This window comes from Actinophytocola sp., from assembly GCF_050699915.1.
Lineage (GTDB): Bacteria > Actinomycetota > Actinomycetes > Mycobacteriales > Pseudonocardiaceae > Actinophytocola.
The window spans coordinates 1-2,660 of record NZ_JBOHGA010000363.1 but is presented as its reverse complement, the minus strand read 5'-3'; the positions used below and the strand labels follow the sequence as shown (position 1 = coordinate 2,660).

Annotated in this window: 4 protein-coding genes; all 4 read right to left on the bottom strand. The window is 67.7% G+C overall.

Annotated elements, in window-relative coordinates:
- On the bottom strand, window positions 1–364 hold a 364-nt coding region (locus ACRDSK_RS32485), incomplete at its 3' end, for a hypothetical protein (protein WP_431445245.1).
- Window positions 361–624 carry a hypothetical protein gene (locus ACRDSK_RS32480; RefSeq protein ID WP_431445244.1) on the bottom strand — a complete coding sequence of 88 codons (264 nt, stop codon included), beginning with the start codon at window positions 622–624 and terminating at the stop codon, window positions 361–363. The genes ACRDSK_RS32480 and ACRDSK_RS32485, both read right to left, overlap by 4 nt.
- Window positions 625–752: 128 nt before the next feature.
- Window positions 753–1,541: a class II glutamine amidotransferase gene (locus ACRDSK_RS32475; RefSeq protein WP_431445243.1), complete on the bottom strand. Its 789-nt coding sequence runs from the start codon at window positions 1,539–1,541 to the stop codon at window positions 753–755.
- Window positions 1,529–2,605, bottom strand: a complete 1,077-nt coding sequence (locus tag ACRDSK_RS32470; protein WP_431445242.1) for a hypothetical protein — start codon at window positions 2,603–2,605, stop codon at window positions 1,529–1,531. The genes ACRDSK_RS32475 and ACRDSK_RS32470 overlap by 13 nt, the downstream gene beginning before the upstream one ends.
- Window positions 2,606–2,660: the final 55 nt, after the last annotated feature.

The following is a 2,660-nucleotide window of genomic DNA, read 5'->3' as shown; positions in this document are numbered from 1 at the left end:
CGCGTCGGGTCTCGGAGGAGTCGATTCCCACGTACAGGACGGTGTCGGCGGGGTCGGCGTGGGCTTGCAGCCATTGGCGGCAGGGCCGCTGCTTGAGGTGATACGAGCAGGGCGCGACGCGGCTGTTGCCGATGAACCGCTGGTCGGTGAACACCTCGAACGGGGTGCGCCCGTCGGCCACGACCGTCGCCGGCACCCCGATCCGGGCCGCGCTTTCGTGCAGGAATCTCCACAGGTCAGGATCCTCGATCCCCGTGTCGGCCGTCAGCAGCACCAGATCGGCGGCGCCGTGTTCGGCGAAGACCCGTTGCGCGGTGGCCCAGCTGCCGATGCCGCCGGAGTACTGCACCACGTGGAGGGTCACGGCGACCTCCGGGCGGGATTGGCGGCGCCGTCGACCCGGTCGGGGCATGTCCACTGCCCGGTCGTTTGGTCGAGCCGACGGGCGATCTGCTCGTCGGTTGGTGGCTGGTCGAAGCATTCGGTTGTGAGGTCTTCGCCGGTGTCGACACGGCGCACCTCAAACGAGCGCGCTACGTCGTCTCTCACCAGGTCAGTGGCGCGGTCGGCGACATCGGCGACAACGCGGGCGCCTCGGTCGATCCCTCGGATGATCCTTCCCATGCTGATGTGCCTTTCATGCTTGCCGGACGTGGGCGGGTGGTCGCGTGTCCCGGACGGCGTTACGCCTCGTCAGGTGTTGCCAGGAGGCCCCTGTGGCGGAGGGCTCGCGGTCGGCTGGGGTTGGGTGTTCAGACGCCTGCCGGGTCGATCCGTTTGCCCGTCGTGGCCGGGGTGTAGCAGAGGCAGGTCTCGGGCGTCTCGCCGCAGTCCAGGCACAACCCGCAGCACCGGCATTCGCCGTCGAGCGGGTCGACGATCGCGTGGCAGTGCCAGCACCGGTCAACTGCCTGGTCCAGTTCGTCCCAGGACGGCCACTCCCACCCTCGCCGGTACGCCAGCGAACCTCGGGTCGGTGCGAACGGCAGGTACCCGTCGTTGGAGTACCAGATCTCGCCGTCCCAGGTCCCTGACTTCTCGTTGAGGATGTAGGCGGGCTGTTTGAACCGCCGGTCCACGGTCAGGATCACCACCTTGTTGTGCGGCGCCATCCACCGCTGGAACCGCAGGCGGGTACGCCGAGCCCGCAGGGAGCCGAACTCGGGGAGGAAGTCCTCGGCGGTGATCCTGGTGTCCGAACGCGGGTCGCCTTTGGTGGGCTGCACCACGGCGGGCAGGATCCCGTTGTGCGCGAGCACGGTGCGTTCGTCGCCGCCGACCGGGAAGGGGTGGCAGTTGTCCAGGCTGCGCTTGCCGTGGGTGCCCAGGCGGGAGTGGAACAGCGCGGGCCCGTGCGGGTGCTGGTGCCGTGCCGCGTCGAACGCCTCGATCATGAGCCCGGCGTCCAGTCCCCGTCCCGTGAGGATGTGGTCGTCGGCCACGATCGCGTAGCCGTGGCCGTCGTCGTTGAGGTAGGTGCCGTTGCGCAGTGCGGCGGTGTCGGGCATCACGCCGGCTGGGAAGAACGTCAGCAGACACATTGGAGTTCCTCCAGCTGCTGGGTGAGGGGCTGGTAGGCGGGTTGCTCGGCGAGCCACCCGGTGAACGCGGGCCAGGTCCAGCCGCCGTTGGCGATCGTGTGGACGGTCAGGTTGCGGGTGTACTCGACCGGCGCGGCGGCGAATCCGAGCGCGGCCTTGACTTCGCGGGGGTCCAGCGAGCTGGCGAAGACCCGCAGTTCGAACGTGTCGTGGTTGTTGGTGTTGATGGCCCGGTGCCGCCCGCCGCGGGCGCCTTTGGCGTAGTCCTTGACCGCTTTACGGTCGTCGTCGGTGAACGCCGCCCATTCGTCTGAGGAGCGGCGCGCCACCGCCTTGACTTGGGGCTCGTTTCGGTAGATGAATTTCATCCACCGGTAGATGTGGCAGGGTGAGTCGAACCCGGCGCGGGAGAGGTGCACGTGGATTCCCGTGTTCTCGGTCGCTTCGCACCCGGATTCCCGTAGCCGGGTGAGCATCTGCCACGGGAAGTTCGCCATCGCCCACTCGTAGGACATCGGGTGGGTGACGATTTCGAACCCGTTGCCGATGGAGCTGTCCAATTTCAGGTACCCGAGGTCAGCCAGGTGCGAGTAGGCGATCTCGGCGCATTCCCGCTCGGAGCAGTCCGGGGTTTCGATCTCGATTTCCGGGCCGAGGAACAGCGGGCCGGTGCCGTGGAACACCGGTGGCGGCTTGTAGTAGTAGTCGTGCACCAGGCCGCCGAGTTCGTCGCGGCGGCATTCGCCGCAGTCGCAAACGTCGGGGTCGCAGCACCCGTTGCCGCAGTCGGCGCCGTCGCGGTTCCACCCGTCGCATTGCCCGCACTGCCAGTACCAGTGCTGCCGGCACAGCGCGCAGATCGTTGATCCGCGGGTCGTTTCGACAGTTTCCGATTCCCGGACTGTGGCGTCGCACCGGTCACAGGTTGTGCAACGGTCGCAGTCCGACCCGTCCCGGTACAGTTCGCCGCATCCGACGCAGCGGGAGTGGTTCAAGGGTGCGCAGGTTTCGCAGACCTCACCGTCTCGGGTTTGGATGTCTGCCGCGCAATCCACGCATGGCATGGGTGCACCTCCGATTGCTGTTTGGGGCAAACGGAGACGCGCGGGGCCATTCCCT

Bases quoted from the DNA above. Each gene is read 5' to 3' on its own strand.
- ACRDSK_RS32480 (WP_431445244.1), bottom strand. From the start codon at position 624: ATGGGAAGGATCATCCGAGGGATCGACCGAGGCGCCCGCGTTGTCGCC.
- ACRDSK_RS32475 (WP_431445243.1), bottom strand. From the start codon at position 1,541: ATGTGTCTGCTGACGTTCTTCCCAGCCGGCGTGATGCCCGACACCGCC.
- ACRDSK_RS32470 (WP_431445242.1), bottom strand. From the start codon at position 2,605: ATGCCATGCGTGGATTGCGCGGCAGACATCCAAACCCGAGACGGTGAG.